Origin of the sequence: Coriobacterium glomerans PW2 (genome assembly GCF_000195315.1) — a bacterium.
Taxonomy (GTDB): domain Bacteria; phylum Actinomycetota; class Coriobacteriia; order Coriobacteriales; family Coriobacteriaceae; genus Coriobacterium; species Coriobacterium glomerans.
In genome coordinates this window covers 698,099-718,082 of the sequence record NC_015389.1, presented here as the reverse complement: position 1 = coordinate 718,082, position 19,984 = coordinate 698,099, and the positions used below count along the sequence as shown (strand labels likewise).

The following is a 19,984-nucleotide window of genomic DNA, read 5'->3' as shown; positions in this document are numbered from 1 at the left end:
CAGAGCCATTATACGCGAACCCGTCTCACGCAGATGACGAGGCTTCGCCCATCACGTTCGCGTCAAACACCTGCGCCTCTCGCCGCGAGACCGATATCTCGGCGCGCTCGCCGAGAGAGACCGTCGTCATCAGCCGCCGAGATATGCCCTGCGCACGTCATCGTTGTTCATGAGCTCGGAGCCGGTACCCGAAACCGTGACCCTGCCGGTCTCGATCACATAGCCGCGCGTCGCGATCGAAAGCGCCATGCGCGCGTTCTGCTCGACGAGAAGCACCGTGGTGCCAGCTCGGTTGAGCTCGCCGATGATATCGAAGATCTGCTGGATGAAAATGGGCGCGAGCCCCATCGAGGGCTCATCGAGGGCGAGAAGCCTCGGGTCCGCCATGAGCGCGCGCCCCATCGCAACCATCTGCTGCTCGCCACCGGAGAGCGTGCCCGCCATCTGGTGGCGGCGCTCCTTGAGCCGCGGGAAATGGAAGAAGACGCGCTCGAGGCCGGAGGCGATCGAGCTTCTGGGACGGGTGAAGGCGCCCATCTCGAGGTTTTCCTCGACGGTCATCTCAAGAAATACGCGTCGTCCCTCCGGGACCTGCACGAGTCCACGGCGCACGATCGTCTCAGGCGGCGCGTGCATGATGTCCGCACCGAGAAACTCGATGGAACCGGTCATGGAGCGCATGAGCCCGGACAGGGTCCTGAGCGTCGTTGACTTGCCGGCGCCATTCGCCCCGATAAGCGCTACGATCTCGCCCTCACCGACCGAAAACGAGATGCCCTTGATCGCGTGGATCGCCCCGTACCACACGTTGATGTTGTAGACGCTCAACATGGCTGCGCAGATTCCTTTCCGCATCCACCGAGATACGCCTCGATGACCTCATCGTTGCTCTGGATCTGCTCAGGCGTGCCCGTCGCGATGATGCGGCCGAAGTTCAGCACGCATATGACCTCGCAGATGTTCATCACAAGATTCATGTCGTGTTCAATGAGCATGATCGCTATACCGAATGCGTCCCGTATCTTGGCGATGCTCTCCATCAGCTCGGTCGTCTCAGATGGATTCATGCCCGCTGCGGGCTCATCGAGCAGAAGCAGACTCGGACCGGTCGCGATCGCCCGGACGATCTCGAGGCGGCGCTGGAATCCGTAGGGCAGCGAACCGGCGGTACGGCCGGCAAGAGTCTCCATATCGAAGATCGAGAGCAGCTCGCGGGCGCGCGCGGCCGCGGCGCGCTCGCGCATCCAAAACGAAGGCAGTCTGAGAACACCGGACACCGCGCCATAGCGCTGCTCGTTGTGCAGGCCCACCATGACGTTCTCCTCGACGCTCATCGTGTCGAAGAGGCGGATGTTCTGAAACGTGCGCGCGATGCCCATGCGGTTGATCTGCGCGACGCTTCTGCCGCGCGTATCCGCTCCGTTCAGAAGGATCGTGCCGCGCGTGGGCTGGTAGACCCCCGTGAGCAGATTGAACACCGTGGTCTTTCCCGCGCCGTTGGGGCCGATGAGACCGGTGATGCGTGTCGCGCCGACGCTGAGCGTGAAGTCCTCTACAGCGCTGAGTCCACCGAAATCGATCCCGAGGTGAATGCATTCGAGCGCCGCCGCGGACGTCGGATCGCACGCAGAGACAACGGGACGACCGAGATCGGGTGCCATCTTGTTCATGTCGCAGTGAAATCTAGACATGGCGCACCGCCCGGGTGCGCGCGACCCTGTGCTTCAGCCGAGCGACGGCCCAGCGAACGCGATCGCTGTTCCTGATGATCATGACCGCGATGAGCACCACGGCGTAGGCGAGCATGCGATAGCTGGAAAACTCGCGCAGCGCCTCAGGCAGAACGGTCAGAACCACGGCGGCTGCCATGGAGCCGCGCATGCTGCCCAACCCTCCGAGCACCACGAAGACCAATACCAGAATCGAGGTGTTGAAGCCGAACTTCGAGGCGGACAGCTGAGTGAAGTTGCAGCCGAACAGCGCTCCGGAGGCCCCGGCGAGCGCCGCTGCGACCACGAAGGCGATCATGCGGTACTTCGTCACCGAGATGCCGACGCTCTGCGCGGCGATGCGATTGTCTCGCACGGCCATGATAGCGCGACCCGTGCGACTGCGAACGAGGTTCTGGATGACGACGAGCGCGACCATGACGAGAACGAAACCGGCTGCGAACGTCGCGATCTTTTCGGTTCCCGAAGCACCCTGGGCGCCCTTGATGATCGCTTGACCGCCTGCGGCCAGATGCAGATCTCTGACACCGAGGGTCCCCGAGACGTTGATCAGAACGTGTACGCCGTCTGAATCGACGCCGACGAGAAGGCAGTTGATGAGCTCCTTGATGATCTCACCGAAGGCGAGCGTGACGATTGCCAGATAGTCTCCACGAAGGCGCATGACGGGGATTCCGATGAGAAATCCGGCGATACAGGCGAAACCGGCACCGACGACCATGGCCAGTGCGAGACGAATCTCAGGTGCCGGTATGGCCCGGGCAAGTCCGGCGGCGCACATGATGCCCGTGAAGGCGCCGATGCTCATGAAGCCCGCGTGACCCAGGGACAGCTCACCCGAGATGCCGACGACGAGGTTGAGCGAGACCGCCATGACGATGTAGCAGCTGATAGGTACGAGCTGGCCGGCAAGGGAACGCGGAACCATGTGCGCGGCCTGAGCCGCGGTCGTGAGCGCGAACGCGACCACGACTATCGCGTAGGTGAGAAGATCAGACGCCGTGCGCCTGTTGTTGAGAAATCGCACAGCTCCCACCTAGACCTTTTCCGGAACGCGGCGACCGAGCAGTCCGGCGGGCCTCACGAGCAACACGATGATCAGCACACCGAATACGATTGAGTTCGCGAGGCTGCTCGAGAGATACGCCTTTGCCAGAGCCTCGACGACACCGAGCAGGATGCCGCCGATGAATGCACCCGGCAGAGAGCCGATGCCCCCGAACACGGCCGCCGTGAACGCTTTGATGCCGGGCATGGAGCCCGTCGTCGGCTGCAGCACCGGTGAATAGGAGCACAGCAGCACGCCGGCGATCGCAGCCAGCGCCGAGCCGATGGCGAACGTGGTCGAGATGGTGCGATTCACATTGATTCCCATGAGCTGGGCCGCCTGGGCATCCTGAGAGCATGCCCGCATGGCCTTGCCCGTCCGCGTTCGAGAGATGAACCACATGAGGCCGATCATGATCGCAACGCAGGTGAAAACGGTTATGAGCGACACCTCGCTGATCGGCAGGCCGGTGAGGTGGGTCAGAACGGGAACGCTCGCGAGCGATGTGAAGTGCTTCGGAGCCGCACCCCAGATGAGCTGCGCGGAATTCTGAAGGAAATAAGAGACGCCGATAGCGGTGATGAGCACGGCGAGCGGGGCGGCGTGCCGCAGCGGGCGGTACGCCAATCCCTCGATGAGCATGCCCAGAACCGCGCAGAGCGCGATCGCCATCAAATAGGACACCCACCCGGGCGCACCCAGATAGGTTGTTGCGGAGAACGAGACATAGGCACCGACCATGATGATATCGCCGTGAGCGAAGTTGAGCATCTTGGCGATGCCGTAGACCATCGTATAGCCCAAAGCGATGATCGCGTAGACGCTGCCCAAGCTGATGCCGCCGAGCAGATATTGGCTGAACGCGCTCACGCGCCGCACCTCCTCTCTGAGCGCCGCGCGCCCGAGCTGACGATCATCGCCAAGCGAGCAGCATGCGCCACCTCGGTAGATTTCCTGAACACGGCGCGCGATGCGAGCCTACTCGACCGCGACATAGGCACCGTCTCTCACGACATAGGCGGTCGGCTCCTTGGAGACCTGTCCGCTGCTCTTCCAAGTGAGCTTGCCGGTCAGACCATCGACCTCGATCTCGGTCATCGCCACGCGCAGACTGTCGCACACGTCTTCGGCGGATGCGTCCGCATCGATGTCTGCATGCGCCAGCGCCTCATGAATGGCGTGGACCGCATCATAGGCATCGGCGGCGAACTGATCGGGGACGGCGTCGAACTCCTTGCGAAAAGCGTTCACGAACTCGGCGCTTCGCGCATCGTCGGCCGAGAACGGTGTGAGCAGGCAGACGCCTTCAGCGAGACGGGCATCGAAGTTCTCGACGGACAGGATGCCATCCATGCCGTCCACACCGAAGACCCTGACGGAAAAGCCCATCTCGTGCGCCTGAGTCAGCAGCACGGAAGCCGGTGTGTAATAGATCGGAGCGAAGATCATCGTCGCGCCCGAGCTTCGCGCAGAGGTCAGCTGAACCTTGAAGTCGCTTTGTGTGTCCTCGGTGAACGTCAGCTCGCTCTTGACGATATCGAGCCCCGAGACCTTCGCCTGCTCGAGAAAGGCGGTCGCGATGCCTTGCGAATAGGAGTCATCGTTTCTATAGAATACCGCGATCTTCTCGCCCGGGAAGTGATTCGAGATGAAGAGCGCGGAGTTCTTGCCCTGAGCGGGATCGGTGAAGCAGACCTGGTATACGTTGTCCTTGCCGGATGTGACCTCTTCTGAGGTCGCTGACGGAGTGAGCATGAAGATGCGCGCCTCATAGGCCTCCGAGGAGACGGCCAGCGCCGCACCGGTCGTGGTGGGACCGACGAGCGCCTGCATCCCCCAATCGTAAAGAGCGTTGAACGCGTTGACCGATGTCTCCGAGTCCGCGATGTCGTCCTCTGCTCTGATCTCGTAGGTGCGCTCATCATCTTGGAAATCTCGTGCGGCGAGCTTCGCGCCCCTCGCAACAGAGATCCCATACGAGGCGCTATCGCCGGTGAGTGGACCGATGACCCCGATCTTGAACGCACGCCCATCCGTATCGGTGGAGTGGCCGGATGGGTCGTTGCCCGAGCAGCCGACGAGAGCTGCTGCGGCTGACAGACCGAAAAGTCCCGCGAAAACCCTCCGATCGATTGTCGGACCGAATCGGCTGTCACCTTGACATGGCATGCGGCTCCCCTCTCACTTCATCTCGGTTTGACCTAGATTACCCTCTCGAAGCGCGAAGCGCACAGGTTCGTCCCGCGCCTTCACCGGTTGCAGCGCCAACACAACGCGATTCGATCTCGTCTGATATGGTTGACCTGACGGTATCCCATTTAGCGCCGATGTCTGCAGCATGTTAAATCTCTGTTACGCAAACCGCAGGTCCACTGAGATGGCGCGGAACCCTTCCCGCTCGAAGGCGAGACAGCGCGGAGGTGGATCTGCCGCAAAAAGATCAACCGGCGATCGCGATTGACGCGAATCTGCCTCTCGCGGCTCCGATGAGCCGCGAGAGGCGATGCGCTCCAATCAGATATCGGTTCCGGGCGCGGCGTTCGCGTCGGTCTCATTTGCCTCGGTCTGCCTGCGCGTGGCGAAAATAGACTGGCCATGGTCGAACAGGGCGCGATACTGCATCGCGGCGTAATTCTCGCGCGCTTCGCTTGCGTCGCTCGTCTCCTCTGAGAGGTGCCAGGCGGCTGCGGCATCCCGATACCCCACCACGTTGATCGCCGGCATCTCTTTTCTGAGCGCGAGATGGGCGCGCTGATAGGAGCTCAGCGGGGCGCCTATCGCCTCCAGGGCGAGCGCGCCGACGTTGTTGATGCTCGTATCCAAGACATCGCTGTGCTGTCGCGCGCCAGCGACGTCGTAATTCGCCCACACCATGTACTTCGTCTGCCAGATCCGTTCTGTGTGATCCGCGTTCGGCTCGCCCTTGAAATAGCTGTCGTTGAAGGCGTCGGTGAAGAACGGCTGGTGATCGCCGTACATGACCACGACCACGGGCCTGCTGAGCTTGGACAGCGAATCCAAGAAGGATCTGAACGCGACATCGGAGGCCTCGATGAGGGCGAGGTACTCATTCGTCCATCTGATGTGATCCGCGTCGACGCCCGCCGGGACATAGCTCAGTCGCTGAGCCGGAGGGATCAGACCGGTGTCGTATCCGGAATGGTTCTGCATCGTGACGTCGTGGATGAACACGGGCTCATCCTGCGAGCGCAGCAGGTCCAGACACTTGTCATAGGTCGCAGCATCGGTTACCTTGCGGCACAGCTCCTCGGCGCCGACGAAGTCCTTGATCGAGTAGAAGTGCTCGAAGCCCATATCATTGAAGACATTCACGCGATTCCAGTTCGAGGCATGGTTTGGATGCATGGCGAGGGCATGATAGCCCTGCTTGGCGAATTGCCGCGCGAGGTTCTCGGTGGGAGCGAGATTGTAGGTCATGAACGGATAGACGCCTGAACCAAGAAACGCCATGGAGTGGCCGGTCAGAAACTCGAACTCGCTGTTGCAGGTGCCTCCGCCGAACGCGCTCATGTAGCTCGTTCCGCAAAACAGCGCATCGCTGACGCTGGCGAACCGCTGGGGGCCCTTGTAGCCGCAGCGAAGTCCGTCGAAGATCGACAGATCGGAGAACGACTCGTTCATGATGCAGATGATGGAGGGTTTCAGCTCCTCGAACTGCTGCTCGGCTGCGGCGCGTGCCGGAAGCAGTCCCCCGTTCGCATCGCTGTCCCATGATGCGGCGTAGCGCTTGATCAACTTGTCGGCGTCTTCGCTGTTGAAGTGCTTGGGCTTGGGCGGAATCATCATCTGCGCGGTCGAGATGAACGTCGGCAGGAATCCCTGGTCGTAGTAGCTGCCAAGCGGCCGCCAGGTGTAGAGACGGACGTCGAGGGTGTTGTAGTAGTCCACGAAAGCCTGTCCCGCCAGAAACGCGGCAGACAACACAGCGGTCCGGCGATCCACGGTGAGCGGCAGCTTCAAGCGGAAACCCTCCTCGTGTCGCTCGTCGTCGGACGCCTCGGCGGGACCGCGCTGGTCCCGCGCGTCCTCGGGAGCGGCATCGCACTTCTCCGCCTCATCGGCGAGCGCGCGGCCAGCTCGTATCGTCGGCAGCGGGGCGCATGAAGTCGACGACGGGTTGAGACTGCCCTGAGTCAGGGGGAAGGACAACGAGAAAAGGCAGATCGCCACCGCCGCGAAGGCGATGCCGTACAGGCAGTATGCCGAAACCACATAGATGTAGGAGTCCGCCACCGACGCCGCCGTGGAAAGCGCGAACAGGTCCCCGGGCTGAATCGGCATCTGTCGAAACGTCACGACGAAATACTGCGCGACGCCGATACCGGCCAGCACCGCGACGGCCGCGGCGGCGAGAACGCCGTGTCGTCTGGGCAGGTAATACAAAAACGACAGGAGCGCCGCGATGAGCAGGTATTCCAGTATCGCGGTCATCATGACCATATTCCAGATCTCATGGTTCCAGGGGATCTCGAGAGCCATCATCGCCAGCAGCGACGCGATGAGCACGAGCGCGAGCGAGCGGACATAGGGGTGGCGCGGCACGGAAACGAAACGCGCGATCGATTCCGCGCGCGTCTGCGCCGCGACGCATCCGACGAGCACGACGCTGAGCACGATCAGGGAAAGCGGATCGGCGGAGAGCATACCGCGGGCGCACAGCCCGCCCACGACGATCGAGACGACGGTGAACGTGCAGCACCAAGCTGTCCGCGAGCGCAGAGCCGGCGCGCCTGTCTGGCGACCCGCAATAAGAAATCTTGCGATCATGATTGCCATCAAAACCGTTGCAACAGCAGAGATGCAGGTCATAACTATAGTGCCCATCTCGTCCCCGTTCGTTATGACGTGCGCGGCCGATATTTGAGGCCGCACCCGTTTTTCATTCGACACTCGATTCTAGTTCCGACCAAAGGCGCGCGAGCGATCAGGATAAAAACATCATTCTTGACACAAATCCCCGATGCGCAGAGCCTCGAGTGCGCGAGGACGACGCGTGCTTCTCAACATGGCGTGCAACGCGGCCCGCCCGGCAACGATAATGTCATATCATAGGAAAGTCATCACAGCTCGCCGCCGATCCGGGCGAGCCCCAGCAGAAGGGCGAGGGCACCATGGTCTGCCGTATCTATGTTGAGAAGAGAACAGGCCTCGATATCGAGGCCCAGCGGTTGGGAGACGAGTTGCGCGCCACCCTCGGCGTGCCCGGTCTCAGGCGCGTCCGCATCGTGAACCGCTATGACGTCGAGGGCATCAGCGAGGAGCTGTTCCGCTACGCTGTCACCACGGTCTTCTCCGAGCCGCAGGTAGATGTCGCGACCCGCGAGCTGCCCCGCGCCGAGGAAGCGACGGTGTTCGCCGTCGAGTTTCTTCCCGGCCAGTTCGATCAGCGCGCCGAGTCCGCAAGCGAGTGCATACAGCTCATATCCCAAGGCGAGCGACCACAGGTGCGCTCGGCCAGGGTCTACGTGCTCGAAGGGCATCTGAGCGCCGGCGAGGCGGCCGCTATCGAGCGATATGTCGTGAATCCCGTCGAGGCGCGCCCGGCCCGCCTCGAGCTGCCCGAGACGCTTGCCGCCGAGTCTTCGATCCCAGAATCCGTCGAGATGCTGAACGGCTTTCGCGACCTCGATGCGGACGGGCTCGACAAGCTGATCGCTGAGCGCGGGCTCGCCATGGACGCCGCCGACATCTCCTTTTGCCAGACGTACTTTCGAGGGGAGCACCGGGATCCCTCCATCACCGAGCTGCGCGTCATCGACACCTACTGGTCGGATCACTGCCGCCATACGACGTTCGGCACGCAGCTGGCCGATATCGAGATCGAAGACGATGACGTGCGCGACGCATACGAGCGGTATCTGAGAATTCGACGGGATCTGGGGCGCGCGGAGCGACCCGTCACGCTCATGGACATGGGCACGATCGGCGCGCGCCATCTGAAGGCGAGCGGTGAGCTGCGCGGCGTCGACGAGTCCGAGGAGATCAATGCCTGCAGCGTGCACGCGGCTGTCGACGTGAACGGTCGCGATGAGGACTGGCTCTTGCTGTTCAAGAACGAGACGCACAACCATCCCACCGAAATCGAACCCTTCGGAGGGGCAGCGACCTGCATCGGAGGGGCGATTCGAGACCCCTTGTCCGGGCGCTCCTACGTCTACCAGGCCATGCGCGTCACCGGAGCGGCGGACCCGCTGGCACCGGTAGCCGACACGCTGCCCGGCAAGCTGCCGCAGCGAAAGCTCGTGACGGCGGCGGCCCAGGGATACTCGAGCTACGGCAACCAGATCGGTCTGGCGACCGGTCAGGTCACTGAGATCTACCACCCCGGCTACGTCGCAAAGCGCTTGGAGATCGGAGCCGTGGTGGGCGCGACCCCGGCGTCTCACGTGCATCGCGAACGGCCGTGTCCTGGCGACAAGATCATCCTGCTCGGTGGGCGGACGGGTCGCGACGGCATCGGCGGCGCCACCGGTTCGTCCAAGACTCATAGCGCCGAGAGCATCGAGACATGCGGAGCAGAGGTCCAGAAGGGCAACGCACCGGTCGAGCGAAAGCTCCAGCGGCTGTTCCGCGGCGAGCGCGCCTGTCGTCTCATCAAGCGCTGCAACGACTTCGGCGCCGGCGGGGTCGCGGTGGCCGTGGGCGAGCTGGCAGACGGACTCGCGATCGATCTCGACCGGGTGACGAAGAAATACGAGGGTCTCGATGGCACCGAGCTCGCGATCTCTGAAAGTCAAGAGCGCATGGCCGTTGCCGTCTCGGCCGAAGATGTCGAGGAGTTCATGTCGCTGGCGCGCTCGGAGAATCTGGAAGCGACCGTCATCGCCGAGGTCACCGACGATGAGCGCGTGCGCATGATCTGGCGCGGAGATGTCATCGTCGACATCGCTCGCGCGTTTCTCGCGAGCAACGGTGCGCCGAAGCACGCGCGAGCGCGGGTGGAAGCCCGCCGGATCTGGCAGCCGACATGGCCGGGCGAGACGTTGGCCGAACGGCTGAGCTCGCTTGTCAGCGATCTCAACGTGTGCTCGAACAAAGGACTCGCCGAGCGCTTCGACTCCACGATCGGAGCTGCGACCGTACTCATGCCGTTCGGCGGATCGAGCCAGCTCACCCCGGCCCAAGCTATGGTCGCGAAGTTTCCCGTCGACGGCGAGACTCGCACAGCGAGCGCCATGGCATTCGGCTTCAATCCCTTCCTCATGGAACTCGATCCGTTCGCCGGAGCGTATCTCAGCGTCGTCGAGAGCATCTCGAAACTCGTGGCCTCCGGCTTCACGCGCGCGAGCGCCTATCTCTCGTTTCAGGAGTACTTCGAGCGGCTGCGATCCGACCCGAAGCGGTGGGGCAAGCCGGTCAGCGCGCTGCTCGGCGCCCTCATGGCTCAGATCGATCTCAAGGTGGCGGCGATCGGCGGCAAGGACTCGATGAGCGGCAGCTTCGAGAACCTGGATGTGCCACCGACGCTCGTCTCGTTCGCCGTCTCGACCGGCCCGGCCGACCGCGCGGTCTCTCCGGAGTTCAAGGCCGCCGGTCACAGAATCGTACGCATAGCCCCCGCCGCATACGGGACCGATCGCAGGCCCGCCCCGCAGGCGCTTCTGAGCGCGCTTCGAATCGTCGAGGACATGACCGGGGCCGCCTCGGCGCTCGCGATCGCGACGCCGGGCTACGGCTGCGGCGCGGAGGAGCTGTTCAAGATGTCTGTGGGCAACCGCGTCGGCGTCGCCCTCTCACGCGATGTCGACATCGACTCGCTGTTCGAACCGATGTACGGCAGCTTCATCGTCGAGGTCGCCGATACGGCGGATCTGCCGCAGGGGCCAGACGATGTCGTCATCGAGCCGCTCGGGACGACGCTCGAGGCCTTCGAGCTCCGCGGGGCCGGCGAGACGATTGATCTCGATGAGCTCCAGCAGCGCTGGGAGAGCGCGCTCGAATCGGTGTTTCCATATCGCGCGGCGGGCGAGGAGCAGCAGGGGCTCGAATCCGTCGAGCGGCTTATCTGGCACGCGTCCGCAGATCGAGCGAGACCGGCGAAGCGCCGGCGCGGTCGGATCGCCAAACCGCGCGTCGTGATCCCGATCTTCCCAGGGACCAACTGCGAATATGACAGCGTTCGCGCCTTCGAGGCGGCGGGTGCCGTCTGCGATGCGCTCGTGCTCGGAAACCTCACCCCGTCCGACGTCGCCGAGAGCACCGCGGAACTGGCTCGACGAATCCGCTCGAGCCAGATCGTCATGATACCGGGTGGGTTCTCAGGCGGCGATGAGCCGGACGGATCGGCGAAGTTCATCACGGCGTTCTTCCGCGCCCCCGAGGTCGCCGATGCCGTGCGCGAGCTCCTGGGAGAGCGTGACGGGCTCATGCTCGGGATCTGCAACGGATTTCAAGCCCTCATCAAGCTCGGGCTCATCGCCCACGGCGACATCGTGACCGCAACCGCGCAGGACCCCACGCTCACGCTCAACACCATCGGGCGTCATCAAAGCAGGCTCGTTCGCGTCCGCCTGGCGAGCGACCTGTCCCCCTGGGTGAGCGCGTGCGATTCGGACACGATCTATACGGTGCCCGTCTCGCACGGCGAGGGCCGCTTCGAAGCTCCGGCCGAGGTGCTCTCCGAGCTCGCCAGCTCCGGGCAGATCGCCGCGCAGTACGTCGATGAGGACGGCGCGCCGTCGATGGCGCTCGACGTCAACCCCAATGGCTCGCTCATGGCGATCGAGGCGATCTCGAGCCCCGACGGGCGCGTGCTCGGCAAGATGGGCCATACGGAGCGCCGAGGTCGGAATCTGTATGCGAACGTCCCCGGCAACACCTGGATGCCGATCTTCGAAAGCGGAGTCTCCTACTTCTCGGCATGATCCAGACCAGATCTTTGGTGCCGCGCCCGCCTCGCCACGTTTGCGTCAGCCGCATGCGAACCGGAGGGAATATGCGCTTTCCCTGCGAAGCGAACATGTGTTTGCCTGTTATGCTATGATACCGAATCGCGGGCGCGAGGAGAGGAGCAGGCGATGTCGGATGCCCAAGAGCTCATAGCGCGCATTCTGAGCGATGAGCGCTGGCACGGCACCTCCCATTTCTCTGAGACCATCCACGGCGAGGAGCCGATCCTCATGACGGGCCGGCAGATGTCGACCTATCTTCCCGATCGCTACCGTCGCATGCGTGCGATCTCGCGCGTACGACAGGTGGACTCGCGGCCTCGATGGCTATCGGACGGCGAGCTGTTCTGCCTTCAGGGCGATTTCATGGCCGACGTCGTCGACGAGTGCCCCTATCACGGCGCGTTCAAGTCGTACTTTCCCACCTACAGCGCAATGAGCGACCGCCAGCTGCGCGGTTACTTCACATGGCGCTCGGCGGTGCGCGCAGGCCGCGTCGAGGACGCATCGCTCTCGTTTGCCTACGTCTACCTGTACGAACTCATCAACGGCATCGGTGTGGACGATCCGCTTGAGGCGTTCTCCCGATTCGATTCCTTCTGGCGCGCGTGGCGCGCCCTCAACTCGAATATCGATCGCTACGCGCGCATCTGGCGGCGGGATATGGTTGTCTATCATGATCTCGATCCCGGGCTCATAGCGGGATGCCGAGAGGTCATCTTCGATGGCGCGCTCGCCGAGCTCGATCGCATCGAGCCCCGCCCCCTCCCGCTGCCGCCCGACGTCGAACGCGAGAGGCGGCTGCTCGGCGCCATCGAGACGCTGTCCACGTATCGCATCACCGCCTCGAGACTCTTTCGAGACCACCCCGAGGACATGCGGCGCTGCGCATGCGCCGTCTACGCGCGCTTGGCGCAGCACTGCGACCGCCGCTGCAAGCTGAGTCTGAGCGAGAACCTTTTCGGAAGAGCCTCCGAGGAGCCATACGAGATGTTTCGATCCGCGGTCTTCTTCGAAAGGAACCCGCACAGGCGCGCCTGTTTTGAACTTGACGGAGTCTGCAGCTACCGATGCGAGCGGGGCCGCTGGACCTGTTCGCGGAAGCATGCCAGCCGGTCCAGGAGCGCAAAGCTCGGACGCATCATGCGCGCACTCGACTGCAGGCTGCGGCTGAAGCTCGACCCGGCCCATCCCCTCAAGGAGGGGAGCACACCGAAGTACCTGGCGAAGATCATCGATCGGGAGATCGAGACCTGGCTGGGCTGGAAGCGCGACCACGCCCCTCGAGTGATCGATATAGATCTGTCCAAGCTCGCAAGGATCCGCAAGGCAGCCGAAGGGGTCTGCGAGGCGCTGCTCGTGGATGAGGAGCGCGCGCCCGGGCCCTCAGAGGGTCTCGACCCCGACGAGACGACCGCGACGAAAGACGCGCCCAGCGACCCCCTCCTCTCGCGAGTGCCCGCGGCTCCGCAGGACGGTGGCGCCAGAATCAGTCGGGCTCCAGCCCAAGCGGCGGGAAGCGGACCGCTCAGCGCGGAGGAGGCCGATTGGCTGCGTGCGCTGCTCGATCGAGACGAGCGCGCGCGCTCGGTTGCGCAAGCCGCAGCGAGAATCAGCCAGGATATGCTGATCGACGCTATCAACGAGAAGATGCTCGAGATCCTCGGCGACACCGTCATCGAGTGCGTCGACGGCAGCCCGCGAGCCATCGACGATTACGAGAGCGACCTTAAGGAGATCGTCCGAATATGAGTGAGTCCGCAAGCCAGCCGCCACGCGTTCCGAAGCGCGTCGCCGCCGTGATCATCAATTCCTTGAAGGGAGGAGTGGTGCCGCGGATAGGTCTGCCCTACATAACCGTGGGGCGCGAGGTCGAGATTCGCGCGCTGCTCTGCGATCTCGACCTCATCGCAGAAGGTGGCGCATCCTTCCGCTTCCTCGTCGGACGCTACGGCTGCGGCAAGTCGTTTTTGCTCCAAACCATCAGAACCCATGCCATGGGCCGCGACTTCGTGGTCGCCGATGCCGACCTCTCACCGGATCGCCGCCTTCAGGGTGGTCAGGGACAGGGTTTGGCCACCTATCGCGAACTCATGCGAAACCTCTCCACGAAAACGCGGCCGGAGGGCGGAGCGCTGCCCCTCATCTTGGATCGATGGATCTCGTCGGTCGAGGCCGAGGTCGCCTCCGAAGAGGACGCGCACTCCGGCGCGCTGACCCCGGCAGCGACAGCGGCAGGCAAGGTACCCGATGCCGACGATCCTCGATTCGCGGCGATCGTCGAGCGGCGAATCCGCGAGCGGATCGCCATGCTCTCGGATATGGTGCACGGCTTCGACTTCACACAGCTCCTTATCAAGTATTACCGAGCGCATGCGAGCGGTGAGACCGAGATCGGATCGCTGGTGATCAAATGGCTGCGCGGCGAATATCGAACGAGAACCGAGGCGCGCGACGAGCTGGGGGTCACCGCCATCATCAGCGAGGACAACTGGTACGACTATATCAAGCTCTTCGCTCAATTCATGGTCGGCGCGGGCTATCGGGGCATGCTCGTGCTCATAGACGAGCTGGTCAACCTTCACAAGATCCCGAACGCTGTCACGCGCCAGTACAATTACGAGAAGATCCTGACGATGTACAACGATACCCTTCAGGGCAAAGCGCGCCACCTTGGCATCATCATGGGCGGCACGCCCCAAACCGTCGAGGACCGTCGTCGCGGGGTGTTCAGCTACGAGGCGCTGCGCAGCCGACTCGCGCAGGGTCGATTCGCGCGCGAGGACGCGGCTGACATGCTCGCACCGATCGTGCGCCTGCACCAGCTCACCTATGAAGAGCTGTTGGTGCTCGTCGAGAAGCTCGCCGGTATCCATGCGGGCTATTTCGGATATCCAACGCGACTCGATGAGCGCGATCTGGCTGAGTTTCTGAAGATCGAGTTCGCTCGCATGGGAGCCGAAACGCATCTGACGCCGCGCGAGGTGATTCGCGACTTCATCGAACTGCTCGACATCTTGTATCAGAACCCGCAGCTCGATCTTTCAGAGGCCCTGGGGGCTTCACAGGCGACGATGCCGTCGGGCGGATCGGACGGCATCGAGATAGGCACCGAGCGCAATCGCCGCCTCTTCACCGAATTCGAGATATAGTTCATCATGAGCACCTTTGATCGCTACGCACCGTTCATCCAAGATTTCATCTACGCCCACGATTGGGAGAACCTTCGCTCCATTCAGGTCGCCGCCGCCGACGCCATCTTCAACACCGACGAGAACGTCCTGCTCTGCGCCTCGACCGCATCTGGCAAGACCGAGGCGGCCCTCTTCCCGATTCTCACGCTGTTCTGGCAGGATCAACCTACCTCGATCGGCGCGGTCTACATCGCTCCGCTCAAAGCCTTGATCAACGACCAGTTTCTGCGGCTGGGCGATCTTTGCGATGAAGCCGATATCCCGGTTTGGCGCTGGCACGGAGACGTCTCGGCCTCGCACAAGAGCAAGATGCTCAGACATCCCCAGGGCATCCTCCAGATCACGCCCGAATCGCTGGAAGCTCTTCTCATGCACAAACATGGTTGCGTTCCCAGGGCCTTTTGCGATTTGCGGTTCGTCATCATCGACGAGGTCCACTCGGTTCTTCGCGGTGAGAGAGGCGCTCAGACGCTCTGCCTGATCGAGCGGCTGTCGCGCATGGCGGGCGCGCGGCCGCGGCGCATCGGACTTTCGGCCACGATCGGCGATCCGCGGCGCTGCGCGGAGATGCTCGGAGCGGGCACGGGGCGGGCCACGATCGTGCCGCGCTTCGAGGAACCCCGACGAACCTGGCGACTCTCGATGGAGCACTTCTATATCAGCGGGCCCCAGGCCTCCGAAGCCGCGGTCGAGAGCTTGCTCGCGCGGCAGACCGAGGTGGTGAGCTGCGAGCGCATCGAGAGCCGTCCCATCCGACCCGAGGACGGGACAGGCGGGTGCGCAGCGGGTGCCAGCGCGGATGGCGCGAAGATCGAGGAGGAGTCATCGATCTCCCGCGCGCAGGTGAGCGGGCGAGGCGATCCGGCATCCGCTGCCCCGGTCGACGCCGATCCCGGCATCGGCTACATCTTCGAGCATACGCGGCGCCGCAAGTGCCTCGTCTTCGTGAACTCGCGGGAGGAGGCAGAAGCCGTCTGCACGATGCTTCGATCCCTCGGCGAGGCGCTGCGCGAACCCGATCGCTTCCTCATCCACCACGGCAACCTTTCCTCATCCTTCCGCGAAACCGCCGAGCAGCTGATGCGAGACGAAGAGCAGAACCAGACGACCGTCACGACCGCGACACTGGAGCTGGGTATCGATATCGGCCGACTCGAGTGCGCCTTCCAGATCGATGCGCCCTGGACCGTTTCATCGTTTCTGCAGCGCATGGGCCGGACCGGGCGTCGAGATCTGCCACCCGAGATGCATTTCGTCATGCGCGAAGAGCAACCGCAGGCGCGAGATCCGATGCCGCAGACCGTTCCCTGGAAGCTCATCCAAGGCTGCGCGCTCATCCAGCTCTACCGCGAAGAGCGCTGGGTCGAGCCACCGCGTGCAGACAGGCTCCCCTACAGCCTGCTCTACCATCAGACCATGGCGACGCTCGCCGGCACAGGGGAGCTCTCCTGCGCCGCTCTGGCCGAGCGGGTCCTCACCCTGAGCCCGTTTCATCGCGTGAGCCTGGATGACTACCGGACGCTGCTCACCCATCTGCTTCAGACGGATCATCTCGAGCGGACCGAGGGCGGCGGGCTCATCATCGGGCTCGCTGGCGAGCGGGTGGTCAACTCCTATAAGTTCTACGCGGTCTTTCAGGAGAATGAGGAGTTCACGGTCAGGTGCGCGTCCTCGGAGCTGGGAACGATCGTGAATCCCCCGCCCCCCGGGGAGCGCATCGCGATCGCAGGTCATTGCTGGATCGTCGAGGAGATAGACTGGAAGCGCCATCTCGTCTACTGCACGCAGGTCAAAGGACGGGTGCCCGCTTACTTCGGCGAGTGCCCGGGAGATATCCACACTCGCGTGCTCGAGAGGATGCGCGGCGTGCTCGCCGAGCGAGATGTCTACCCGTATCTGCTCGACAACGCCCGCGCTCGACTCGATCAGGCCAGACGCGCCGCGCAGCTCTCGGGAGCGGTGAGCGAACCTCTGATCTGTCTGGGTGGCGACACATGGTGTTTGATGCCGTGGCTCGGCAGCTACGCATTTCTCGCTCTCGAGCGGCTGCTCAAGATCAGATGCGCGCGACGACTCGGCTTGTCCGGCATGGATGTGTCAAGGCCGTACTTCCTCCAGTTCAAGATGAAGGCGGATGCCGCGTCGTTCATCTCGGTCGTGAGCGAGGCGGCCGAGGCGGACTTCGAGCCGATCGATCTGCTCTACCCGACCGAGACGCCCAACTTCAACAAATATGATAGATTTCTACCGGCGCAACTCGTGCGCAAGGGATTCGCGGAGGGCGTGCTCGACATCGAGGGGATGAGACAGCGCGTGCGTCAATGGGCGGCCGGCGCCTCCGCATCGAGGAGCACCTCACCCAGAAAGCTCTCGTCGTAGGCTATGCTCTCGCTCCATACATGATCGCCGTCGCCGGCGATCACGAGATAGGTGCGCTCTGCGGCCAGCTCCTCATCGGTCGCGTCGATGATGCGCACATGATCGAAGACGGGCGCAAGGGTTGCGCACACCCGCCGCAGGAAGGCGGGGTCCGCGCCATCGCACTCGGTGGACACGTTGGCGAGATAGACCCCACCCGGATTCAGCCGCCGGCTCACTGCTCGCGCGGCCTCGAGCGTCGCCAGATCGCGCGCGGGCGCGCGTCCGATGAACGAATCGTTGATGATGGCGTCATAGCAGCGCCCAGCGGACTCCAAGAAGGATCGTCCGTCTGCGGTGATGCAGCGCAGACGCGACCCGGTGAGGGAGATGAGCCGATCCAGATAGAACCAGCGTCGGGCGAGTCGCTCGATGCGCGCATCGATCTCGACGACATCCATGCGTATCTCGGGATGCTCCAGAAGGGCATGTTTGGGATAGGCATAGCCACCGCCGCCGATCATGAGCACATCGCGCACGGCGTGACCGCTTGCCGCGATCAGATCCTCCTCTGCTGCGAACAGCGCGTCAAGTGCGCGATGATAGGCGAACACCGGCTCGGCCCACCGCTTGCCGATATAGGTCGCCGATTGATATGCGCCTCCCTGGCAAAGCACCCTGATCGGCTCTCGGCCGACCCGCCGCAGCGTTCGGATGACGGCTGCGTCGGCATCGGTGCTGGCGAGACGCGCAGCGCGGATCACGGCGATCAGAGCCGAGATCGCGCCGAGACCCGCGCAGCCGGCCAGCAGAGCGGACGCTGAAGCTGCGCGCCGCGGACCCCGCCTGCTCATATAAGCGTCCTTTGCTGGTAGAGACCGGCGTCGACAAAGCCGAGGCGTCGATAGTAGGCGCGGGTCCCCACTGCGCTGATCACGTTCATCTTCGTGTAACCCTGCTCGCGCGCGATGTCGCAGGCCCGCTCGATGAGGCGGCGCCCGAGTCCTCGGTGCTGAGCGGAGCCCCCTTGAGCGGCGATGCGCGTTGCCACGCCGTAGATGTGCACCTCGCGAATCATCGCCTCGCCGGGCCCGATCGGCAGCTCATCGCCTCGCTCGCCGACAGATTCAAGATGCGGCAGGGACAGTCTGAGAAAGCCCGCGATCGCGCCGCCAGGCGTGACCCATTGCAAGAACCGCTCGGAGGAGACCGTCGTCTCGTAATCGACGACATCGACAGCGAGCTCCTCGATGTCGATGTCTGCGGCACCGATCTCGCGATAGCGAATCTCGCGTACCGGACGTCCGGCGAGCGAGGCCTCGACGAGCTGTCTGAGATTCGAACGCTTGCTGCCAGCCAGTATATCATTGGCTGAGAAATCACGGATCATCCTGGAGACGCGAACGAAGGCCGGGGTCGCAAGCACATCATCGGAAAGCACACCGATCAGCTCATCTTCGGTGTAGGGCCTCCATGAACCGTCAGCATAGCATGAGGCGAGACGAGCCCCCTGCACCAGAACGCACGGGTACAGTTTCACCTCGTCGGGCAGAAATGCCGGATCGCCGACAAGACGCTCGTAATCGCGCCGGTCGCGCTCCGGGGTTGCTCCCATGAGATTGACCATGAAGTGGACGTGGGTCTTGAAGCCGAACAGCCGCAGCAGAGAGCAGGCGCGCTCGATCCTGTCGACCGTGATCCCGCGTCCGTTGGCATCCAGAATGCCCTGGTCGAGGCTCTGGATCCCCATCTGCACCTTTGTGCAACCAAGCCGCCGAAGAAGACGCAGGCTTTCAGCTGTGACGGCATCAGGACGCGTCTCGATCACGAGGCCCACGGCACGGCAGCGCGCGGACTCATTGCTGTGCTGCAGAGTCTCGAGACCGTCGAGGTCGGCCAGCTCGCCTCGGCCGATCGGCGGAACAGCGGCAGCCGTGCCGTACACCCGCTCCACTGCCGCGTTATAGCTCAGCTCTGCGCGATCGATGGCGAGCTGAGCCGAGCGCACGCGCTCGGCGTCGGCGGGCGCGCCGAAGCCGAATCCCCGCGCGGAATACCATTCGCGTCGCTGTCGCACCCCCACCGGAGTCGGATCGATCCCCGGGCCCGCCGTCGAGAGGAGATCAGTCTGTGCGGCGCCGCCGATGGTGCACTCATTGAGGGCTCGAAAGAGCTCGGAGATGAACCAGACCTGATAGTCAAAAGGATAGTCGCTCCAGGTCCCACCGAGCACGATGAGCTCGATCTTGTCGATAGCGTGGCCCATCTGCGCCAGCGAAACGAGACGAGAGGATACCTGCAGGTAGGGATCGAACATATTCTGCTCGGCGCGAGCGCAGGCGGGTTCATCGTGGAGATAGCTCTTGGGCATGCGAATATCGCTCGGACAGAACACACACGAGCCCGAGCACGCCCAGGGCTTCGTTATCACCGTTATCGTGGAAACCCCCGAAGCGGAGCGTCTGGGTTTCATGCGAAGCGCGGCGATGAGGGATCGCTCGAGCTCCGGTGAGACATCCCAGCTCTTCCAGCGCGCCGGCTGCTCGCGTTTGATCTGAAAATAGAAGGGCAGCAGCCGACGCTTCGAGAACCGCCTCTTATCTTGATGCGCGAGCTTGGCCTGAGCGTTGACGAGCCTTCCGAGATCGCGCTCGGATGGTTCCTCGCCGCGTCTCAATGCGTTGAGTATCTGCAAGATGATCTGCTCCATGCACATGCATTCTATACTATGAGGATGAAGATGCG

General features: G+C 63.3%; 12 protein-coding genes. 4 read left to right on the top strand and 8 right to left on the bottom strand.

Annotated elements, in window-relative coordinates:
- Positions 1–129 precede the first annotated feature (129 nt).
- The 6 genes from CORGL_RS03095 to CORGL_RS03070 form a co-directional block, all read right to left on the bottom strand.
- Complete coding sequence (locus CORGL_RS03095; protein WP_013708464.1) at positions 130–831, bottom strand: ABC transporter ATP-binding protein; 702 nt, start codon at positions 829–831, stop codon at positions 130–132.
- A complete protein-coding gene (locus CORGL_RS03090; protein WP_245526960.1) occupies positions 825–1,661 on the bottom strand; it encodes an ABC transporter ATP-binding protein in 837 nt (278 codons plus the stop codon). The genes CORGL_RS03095 and CORGL_RS03090 overlap by 7 nt, the downstream gene beginning before the upstream one ends.
- A gap of 22 nt (positions 1,662–1,683) precedes the next feature.
- Positions 1,684–2,757, bottom strand: a complete 1,074-nt coding sequence (locus CORGL_RS03085; RefSeq protein ID WP_013708462.1) for a branched-chain amino acid ABC transporter permease — start codon at positions 2,755–2,757, stop codon at positions 1,684–1,686.
- 9 nt (positions 2,758–2,766) lie between these two features.
- Complete coding sequence (locus tag CORGL_RS03080; protein ID WP_013708461.1) at positions 2,767–3,648, bottom strand: branched-chain amino acid ABC transporter permease; 882 nt, start codon at positions 3,646–3,648, stop codon at positions 2,767–2,769.
- Positions 3,649–3,756: 108 nt separating this feature from the next.
- A complete protein-coding gene (locus CORGL_RS03075) occupies positions 3,757–4,947 on the bottom strand; it encodes an ABC transporter substrate-binding protein (RefSeq protein ID WP_013708460.1) in 1,191 nt (396 codons plus the stop codon).
- A 345-nt stretch (positions 4,948–5,292) separates the two neighbouring features.
- The gene (locus CORGL_RS03070; protein ID WP_172633522.1) at positions 5,293–7,566 is read right to left on the bottom strand and encodes an LTA synthase family protein; all 2,274 of its coding nucleotides are present in this window, start codon (positions 7,564–7,566) and stop codon (positions 5,293–5,295) included.
- A gap of 344 nt (positions 7,567–7,910) precedes the next feature.
- Between CORGL_RS03070 and CORGL_RS03065 the strand changes: the two genes are divergently transcribed.
- From CORGL_RS03065 to CORGL_RS03050, 4 genes are all read left to right on the top strand, one after another.
- Positions 7,911–11,663: a phosphoribosylformylglycinamidine synthase gene (locus CORGL_RS03065; protein WP_013708458.1), complete on the top strand. Its 3,753-nt coding sequence runs from the start codon at positions 7,911–7,913 to the stop codon at positions 11,661–11,663.
- 153 nt (positions 11,664–11,816) lie between these two features.
- Positions 11,817–13,439: a TerB N-terminal domain-containing protein gene (locus CORGL_RS03060; protein WP_013708457.1), complete on the top strand. Its 1,623-nt coding sequence runs from the start codon at positions 11,817–11,819 to the stop codon at positions 13,437–13,439.
- Positions 13,436–14,839 carry an ATP-binding protein gene (locus CORGL_RS03055; RefSeq protein ID WP_013708456.1) on the top strand — a complete coding sequence of 468 codons (1,404 nt, stop codon included), beginning with the start codon at positions 13,436–13,438 and terminating at the stop codon, positions 14,837–14,839. The genes CORGL_RS03060 and CORGL_RS03055 overlap by 4 nt, the downstream gene beginning before the upstream one ends.
- Before the next feature lie 6 nt (positions 14,840–14,845).
- Entirely contained in the window at positions 14,846–17,260 is a 2,415-nt protein-coding gene (locus CORGL_RS03050; protein WP_013708455.1) for a DEAD/DEAH box helicase, read from the top strand.
- Here the strand turns inward: CORGL_RS03050 and CORGL_RS03045 are convergent.
- Complete coding sequence (locus tag CORGL_RS03045) at positions 17,200–18,093, bottom strand: spermidine synthase (RefSeq protein WP_013708454.1); 894 nt, start codon at positions 18,091–18,093, stop codon at positions 17,200–17,202. The genes CORGL_RS03050 and CORGL_RS03045 overlap by 61 nt on opposite strands.
- Positions 18,090–19,949: an elongator complex protein 3 gene (locus CORGL_RS03040; protein WP_041738555.1), complete on the bottom strand. Its 1,860-nt coding sequence runs from the start codon at positions 19,947–19,949 to the stop codon at positions 18,090–18,092. The genes CORGL_RS03045 and CORGL_RS03040 overlap by 4 nt, the downstream gene beginning before the upstream one ends.
- Positions 19,950–19,984: the final 35 nt, after the last annotated feature.